This is a genomic window from Pseudobacteroides sp., from assembly GCF_036567765.1.
Lineage (GTDB): Bacteria > Bacillota > Clostridia > Acetivibrionales > DSM-2933 > Pseudobacteroides.
In genome coordinates, this window is the sequence record NZ_DATCTU010000042.1 from 1 (window position 1) to 8,274 (window position 8,274).

Sequence of the window (8,274 nt, forward strand, 5' to 3'; positions counted from 1 at the left end):
AAGAAAAAAAGTAACCATTTCAGAATTGGCTACTTTAATTGGAACTACAAATCAAAATTTATCAAATAAATTGACCCGGGATAATTTCTCAGAAAAAGAGCTTAAGCAAATTGCCGAAGTGCTTGGATGCAGGTTTGAAGGATTCTTTATTTTTGATGATGGGGAGAGAGTTTGAATTGGTTTTTTCAGTCCATTGTTTTACAGATAATACAAAACGGTTTAATCCAGCTTCATTTTTAATTCCCTCGAATTCGGGGGAATTAAAACCTGGGTTGTACCATTTTCAATACTTTTAATCATATCAGTAAGACAAATATAATCTGCTTCATCTTGTTGAAATACCAAAAAAATTTTAAAAAACAATATTTTTTTGATTTATTATTTTCATAACAGGCAGTTATCGCTTAAAATATAAAAATAGCAGATAGTTATCATAAGCATTTTCTTTTACTTGTTATTCAGCTTCTATACCTTTGTATATCTTGGATTCAAACAAATAAGATAAACATGCCATAAATTCAGTTCACCAGATGGTGAATTGGCCGCTTCATTAAGATACTTAAGCCAGAGATTCAGCATGCCCTGTAACGAAGCAAAAGCAATACTTAATGACATAGGGACCGAAGAGCTCGCACACCTTGAAATGGTCGGCACAATCGTTCACCAGCTTACTAAAGGCGTACCTGCAAAAATTATGGAAAAAGAAGGATTGGGCGATTATTATGCTGACCACGACCACGCAATATATCCAATGAGTGCCGCAGGCAACCCCTTTACAGCAGCTTACATCCAATCAAAGGGTGATCCTATTGCTGACCTGGTAGAAGACCTGGCAGCAGAGCAAAAGGCCAGAGCTACCTATGAAAATCTTATAAATATGTGTGATGACCCTGATGTTATAGACCCCTTAAGGTTCTTAAGGGAAAGAGAAGTTGTTCATTTCCAGAGATTTGGAGAGGCACTGGATATTGTACAGAGAAGGCTGGCTGAAAAGAAATGTTTTGTTCAGAAGCCGGATTTTATGATGAAGAAGTAATAGTATAGCCTTGGGAGATTTAGTCAACCAAGGCTAATTTATATTTTTGCATACAAACATATTATTTTTATGCTGACTATCCAGCCTAGTGGAAACCAACAGTCATACTAAGCCATCACCTTAACCAGGCTCCAGGATTTAATCGAAGTCTATTCTTTAAAGCTTAAGATTTGCATTATAAAAGCTTTGAAACTTGATATATGAACTCTGAGTCTTGAACGTTGAGCTTTTATTAATCACAATATCTCATAAAGTGTGCATTTATTGACCCAAAACGCAGAGGGAGCTTAAGTTTTTAATCCATTATAACATATGGGAAGATGCTATTACTTTTTGGGAAAATGCCGAGAAAGCAGGGATGATAGAAACCTGGAAATATGTGAAAGGCGAATCTGGTGTATACCTTGTACCAGGACTGAAAAGTTATTCATAATACAACAAAGAGCCCTGCAAAATCAAAAAAGTACTGCAATGGAACGCCTCTTAATGATACTGTTGTAGTTACCATGTGGAGAGGATATCAAATAGCCGCTGATAAAGAAAAGGTTATGCTCACGAGTCTTGTCGGAAAAATAGTAGTTGAGGCTTAGAAGCTATGTTGAAAACTGCGGATTCAGGGAATTAAATCAGGAAGGGTTTCTTTCAAAGTTACCACAAAGAAAATCAAAGGGAGCAAAAGGTTCCGCATACATTCACATTGCTTTAGTTGTAATTGCTTCAACAATTTTCAATAGCTTTATCTTCTAGAGAAGGGAACGTAGAAGGACTGGGGCTCAGCTAAAAACTGCCCCTTTTCATTTAAGAGAATTTCGCAAACAGGCAAAATTTAATCCAGACGCCATATTTATAGTCTACAAGCGTCATTATGCAATCTTGACATTATATGAATTGCTGGATGCCGCAGAAATAAAACTTATACTAAAGAAAAAATGTACGCAGGAATAACATGTGAAGTCCAGATGGCTTCATTGCTTTGTCGAGCAAATTTATCTAAGGTTTTGTCAAGTGCCAAACAAATCCTCCAGTTGAACCATTGTTTTTGAGAATATACAGAATGTTAATGTTGGGATATTTCTTATAGCAACTTTTCAGAAATAAATATATATGTTCTCTATTTACAAATTAATGTATATATAATATAATTATATTAATTCACATTTTACTTATAAGTTTGTTTATTTCTTCTAATATATCTGACCTCAACAATTTCCATTTTTATAACACTTTTCTTTTTTTACAACATAAATTAATTTATATTTTGGTAGATTGCCATAGCCAATAGAGGTTAATTTACTACGTGTAATTGTAACTATTCACTTTAGCTACATTAATTATTATGTATCATGAACTAAATTCAAGATAACGAATATTGGGCTTACATTAACCATAAACCGAAAGTCCGGCAAAGATTTCAGGTTTTGTAAATTAAGCTCTTAAGTTCTTTATCAATATAAAAGTAATAAATAAATAAGTCTTTGGGGGTAATTTATAATGATGTCAAAAAAATTTATCTCATCTGTGTTGGCAGTAATACTATTGTTAGATCTTTTGTCGCTTAATCAAACACTTACTTTTTACACAAGCAAATCATACGCCTATTCAGAAATTCCTACAATATCCAGTTCCCCAACACCAATGCCTGCTGATTTCCCATCTATAACTTCTATAAATTCTATTAAGGTATCTCCTACAAATACTTCAACTATAACTCCTACAAATTCTCTAACCACTACTCCTACAAATTCTCCAACCACTACTTTAACTCCACAATTACCGAGTATTAAAGTCCAAATGTATAATGGAAATAAAGCATCGCAGATAAATACTATATTTCCATGGTATAGAATTATTAATACTGGGGCATCATCAGTTAAACTAGCAGATATAAAAATAAGGTATTATTATACAATAAATGGTGAATATCAACAAAACTTTTGGTGTGACTGGTCTAATAGAAGTGCCATAAATATAACTGGAATTTTTGTAAAGAAATCTATGCCACAAACTGATATGGATTATTACTTTGAATTAGGATTTAAAGATGATGCAGGAATTTTAAGCCCTGGTCAAAGTGTTGAAGCTCAAAATAGATTTGCCAAGGTAAATTGGTCAAATTTCAATCAAACAGATGATTATTCATTTAATAATACATCTACAAATTATATTGATTGGAACAAAGTTTCATGCTATATCTCAAACAAGCTAGTTTGGGGAGAAGAACCGTATAGTGTTAAAGGTATAAATATTAGCGAAACCAGCGTAAATTTAAAAGTTGGAGAGAGCCAGTTACTCACTGCAAAAGTGACTCCTGAAAATGCTGCAAATAAAAAAGTAATATGGTCAAGTACTAATACCAATATTGCTACAGTTGATGAAAACGGCTGTATACATGGTGTTTCTAAAGGTTATGTTATTATAACAGCTAAATCTGAGGAAGGTGGATTTACTGCGGAGTGCCAAGTAAAAGTAACTGCTCCAGTGACTGCAATCAGTTTGGACAAAACTTTACTACAGATTAATCAAGGTGAAAGTTATACATTTACGCCATCAATCTTACCTGATAATGCTGATAATAAAGATATTCTTTGGTCAAGTTCTGATTCAAACATAGTTTCAGTTGGTCAAAGTGGAAAAATAACAGGAGTTACTGAAGGTGAAGCAGTTATAACAGCAACAACTGTCGATGGTAACTTCACAGCATCTTGTACAATTAAGGTACAAAGTCCTGATCTTATAGGAAAAGTAGAGCCTATTAATCCAGATAATATAGTTTTAGACCCCGCAACAGGACTGCGTATGATTAATAACCAAATATTAGCAACCTATAAAGATGGTATCTCCATAGAAACTATCACTGAAAAAGTCAATGCAATTAATGGGACAATAGTTGGACATCTGTATCAACTAAATGATTTTCAAATAAGAATAAATAACAACCCTAGTATAGAGCATTTAAAAAATATAGTTGATCAATTAAATCAGGATCCAGATGTTGCGAACGCTTCATTAAATATACTTGGGAATAGTTTAAGTTTAACTCCTGACTCAGGAAAAGATCCAGAGTGGTTCAAAAGTGCTTCAAGTAATGATACTTGGACGGAATCTTTGCCTGAAGGACGCAATTGGGGGTTAGAAGCAATCCATGCACCATCAGCTTGGGATAGTAATAGTAGTATGAGCAAAATTAAAATTGGAATCGTTGATGGGGGATTTCAAACTAATCATGAGGATTTAAATATTCCTGCATCAAATACTCAACATACTGCTGGAAATATTACTCCCAATTTAAGCACTTTAGGTGATTTAGCAGATCATGGTACCCATGTAGCAGGTATAATCGGTGCCTTACCAAATAATGATGTAGGAATTACAGGTCTTGTTTGGAAAAAAGATATCTATGCTTTTGGCACAGACTTTCAAGATTTCGACATAAAGTACGGGATTTTATGGAATATCAAAAAAGGTGCAAAAGTGATTAATATTAGTATAGGATTTGATTTAAATAAATATATTAATGATTTTGTTACTGCTAATGGAAACATGCCCACACAAACACAAATTCAGCAAGTTCTGAATCTTAACCGATCTCATTCAATTAATTATTGGGGTGAATTTGTTCGTAAATTAGTTTATAGCGAATATGATTTTCTTATAGTTCAAGCTGCTGGTAATTCACAAATTGATGCACAGTTTAATAGGATTTTTGGTGGTATAACTGAAAGACTATTAAAAGATCACATCATAATTGTCGGATCATACGGAAATAATCCACCAATTACAATTCCAGTTGGTGCAGGAATAACAATGCCCGGAGGATACCATATGTCTACCTTTTCTAATTGGGGTAGCACTGTTGATATCGTTGCTCCCGGTGAAAATATTTTCAGTACTGTAGTTGAAAAAAGAGTATCTGGTATTCCTCCAATTGAAAAATACAGTTTGATGGATGGAACATCAATGGCTGCTCCCTTTGTTACTGGTGCAGCATCTATAGTATGGTCTATTAAGCCGACATTTAAAGCTGAACAGGTAAAAGAAATTATTGTGGGTAGGTGGGATAATGCTCCATATCAGGATGTTATTATCACTTTTAACGGAAAGGATTATAAGACATTGAATGTAGAACTGGCTGCAGAAAGGGCAAAAATAACGACATCGCCAGATCCATCAACACAATTACCTCAAGGAATTATTATGGGCAAAATAATAGATGCAGTAAGTAAAGCTCCAGTTAATGGTGCATCAATTGTTGCTTACAGAGCTGACTCTACACCTCCCTATATTCATATATTTGGTTCATCACGCTCTGGAGAAGTAGATAGTAATGGTAATCCAGTCACTAATGGAGATGGTACTTACGAATTGATCCTTTCTCCTGGAACATATACTATGATAGTAAATGCAGATGGCTATTCTACTGAGATTATGAGCATTACGGTTACAAATGGAATTAAAAAGTTCAATCCTACTCTAAAAACCATTCCAGTTTCTCGTTCAGGAGTTGGAATAGCATCTGGAAACATTATTAATGCATTTTCTGGCCAAGGAGTTGGAAATGCTACTATTAATATTAGAAGAGGTATTAACATTACCAGTGGTGATTTTGTTAGTACAATATCATCAAGTTCAAATGGTGCTTATAACACTGAACTACCCGCCGGTAATTACACTGCTGAAATTACATGTGAAGGCTATTCCATCGGATATTTCAACTTTATTTCAATTGGTGATATTGAACAAGGTAATCAAAATGGTACTATAACTCCAATAATTCCTGATGGACAAACACGTATTATATTAACCTGGGGTCCAATACCATCTGATCTTGACTCACACTTAACAGGCCCAACAAGCAGCAGTCGATTCCATGTATACTATTCACAAAAAAATTATACCTATAATGGTGTAAAATGTGCAGATTTGGATTTGGATGATACGAGTAGTTATGGCCCCGAGACAACAACTATTTATCAGCAAACTGATGGTATATACAGGTTTTCTGTACATGATTATTCCAATAAAAGTTCACCAACAAGCACAGTGTTATCAAATTCTGGTGCTGAAGTAAAAGTATATCGTGGAAGCACTTTGGTATCAACATTTAATGTTCCTACAAACCTGGTAGGTAATGAATGGACTGTTTTCGAAATGGATGGTAACACTATAATACCTATCAATACTATAAAAAATGAATCTAATCCTGGAAATATAAATAGTTTTTAAATTGAGAAGTTAGAACTAAGTTAATACTTAACAATTTATTTATTAAATCCCAGATTTATTCTCTAACAGATAAAAACACAAGCACCTTAACATTATTATTCTAAGTTAGGTGCTTGTGTTTTTTATTATTCTTACTTATTTCACCTTTAAATAATCACCATAATCATCGTCTTGATCAAGCTTAAATATACTACTATCCAAACTATCAACCATAAAAAATGTAGTCTCAGATTTCTTTTCAACTTCATCATAGGTAGAATATATTAGTGAATAGAACTTTCTGCCAAATTTTACTTCTTCTAAACTTAAACTTAAATGGTAAGACAACCTTTTATCTTTTAGGTAAGCATTTACAATATCTTCAGCTTTCATCTTATTTTTAACTAATTCTTCTGTTCTATTATTTTTTTTCTGCAAAGCATTTTGGTTTTCTTTGCCAGGAATACCTGAAACGAAAGTACCCTCTATACAATTTATGATAGAGTATCTTTTATCGAAATTGACTTTTTTTATACTTACATCTTTTATTAACCAATTAAATTCATCCTTTGTTCTATCAAATACTGCAATACCACTATCATAACAAATAAATTTAATATTACTTCTAGAAGTAATATTAAATGGTATATTTTTAGGTAGAATACTGCTTTTCCATGTTTTATCTTCTTCACTAAACCACTTGATGCCATTACTATAAACCCATGCTACACCATCCTCATCAACCCACATCTTTCCAACATATTGGCTAGTTTCCGTCTCTTGACTTAAGGGTGTTTTGTTAGTATTTTTAGTACCATCTTGCCTTGTTATACCATTCTCAATGTGGTCCTCAATCGACCAATCTGAGCCTTTAAATTCTGTCCACCTATTGTCTTTAAAGTCTAGAAAAAGTATCCCTCTTAATTTTTTTTGCATCGCATCTACCCATAACTTGTCATTTCCTAGATAAATTTTACCAATCCCTTCCCAAGGACATTGAATTATTTGAGTATTCTTCAGCTCACTATCAAGCTTAATTAGTTTATTATCTGCACTAATCCAAATGAAATTTTTATTACCTGTTATACAAACTACCTTTTTGCTAAAGCCTTCATGAATGCCCTTAAGTGATGTAACTTTATTTTGCTTTGCTTCAATCGAAAATAATCCTTCATCAGTTCCCACTAATACCATTTGTCCATTATCGAATATACTGTTTATACTTCTCCCTTTTAGTATATTATAATCAAACTCATAAAAAACCTTTGATTTTAAGTCAAATTTTAGCAGATAAGTTTTCAATGGCAGTTGATTCGTACTTGACCCTGAAAGAAGACTGTAACCAAACCACAGGGTATTATTTGTAATGTATATCTTATTTAATTTGTCTATTTTTTTAAGAAGAATATCCTCATTACTTTTTAAATTGAGCACACGTAGTTCACTCTTTGTAAGATAATACAAAGAATTATCTATAATAACCATATCCTTAATAAAACCTAACTCTTTATCGGAAATAAGCTGATAACTTAATATATTATGAATGTCAATTTTGTTATAAGTACATCCAACCATAGAAATGTAAATTATAACAATAAAAAATAATAAATATATTCTTCTCATAAGAAGTCTCCTTTTGAATTATAGTAATTAAAATTCATATTCCTTTTTTCTATTGTTAGAAAACAACTTGTAAATTAGTATCTGTTCAAAATAATTGATTCTAGTAATATAGACTTTATCTTTAATAAATTGTTCCATAAAATATAAATAATTAACAATACTTATTAAACAAATTATTTGCCGAAGTCTATAAATCATAGATTTATTAAATGATTATAAACGCATAAAAGGAGCTTGTCCTATCTTCCGTAGAATTTCGGTAGCTTAGTTTCACTTCATTTTTCTCATCCTGCTGACTGTTTACCATGCTCTTCCACCTTTGAAATGCTATTAATAAGGATTGGAAGTAGTTTATATCCCTTAATACGATGAAAGGTTGATTCAACTTTCATAAATCCACAAGATAACCATCT

General features: G+C 32.6%; 4 protein-coding genes and 1 pseudogene. 3 read left to right on the top strand and 2 right to left on the bottom strand.

The window, feature by feature from the left end; genetic code table 11:
• Nucleotides 1–16 precede the first annotated feature (16 nt).
• The gene (locus VIO64_RS07405) at nucleotides 17–175 is read left to right on the top strand and encodes a transcriptional regulator (RefSeq protein ID WP_331916706.1); all 159 of its coding nucleotides are present in this window, start codon (nucleotides 17–19) and stop codon (nucleotides 173–175) included.
• On the opposite strand, the pseudogene VIO64_RS07410 reads toward VIO64_RS07405, so the two are convergent.
• A pseudogene (locus tag VIO64_RS07410) lies at nucleotides 173–375 on the bottom strand (hypothetical protein); the annotation flags it as partial. The gene VIO64_RS07405 and the pseudogene VIO64_RS07410 overlap by 3 nt on opposite strands.
• Nucleotides 376–538: 163 nt before the next feature.
• Between VIO64_RS07410 and VIO64_RS07415 the strand changes: the two are divergent.
• Both VIO64_RS07415 and VIO64_RS07420 read left to right on the top strand, forming a co-directional pair.
• Nucleotides 539–1,036, top strand: coding sequence for a manganese catalase family protein (locus tag VIO64_RS07415; RefSeq protein ID WP_331916700.1), 498 nt, complete (start codon nucleotides 539–541; stop codon nucleotides 1,034–1,036).
• A 1,491-nt stretch (nucleotides 1,037–2,527) separates the two neighbouring features.
• Nucleotides 2,528–6,259 carry a S8 family serine peptidase gene (locus tag VIO64_RS07420; protein WP_331916702.1) on the top strand — a complete coding sequence of 1,244 codons (3,732 nt, stop codon included), beginning with the start codon at nucleotides 2,528–2,530 and terminating at the stop codon, nucleotides 6,257–6,259.
• A 135-nt stretch (nucleotides 6,260–6,394) separates the two neighbouring features.
• On the opposite strand, the gene VIO64_RS07425 is transcribed toward VIO64_RS07420, so the two are convergent.
• Complete coding sequence (locus VIO64_RS07425) at nucleotides 6,395–7,861, bottom strand: hypothetical protein (protein ID WP_331916704.1); 1,467 nt, start codon at nucleotides 7,859–7,861, stop codon at nucleotides 6,395–6,397.
• Between the last annotated feature and the right edge of the window lie 413 nt (nucleotides 7,862–8,274).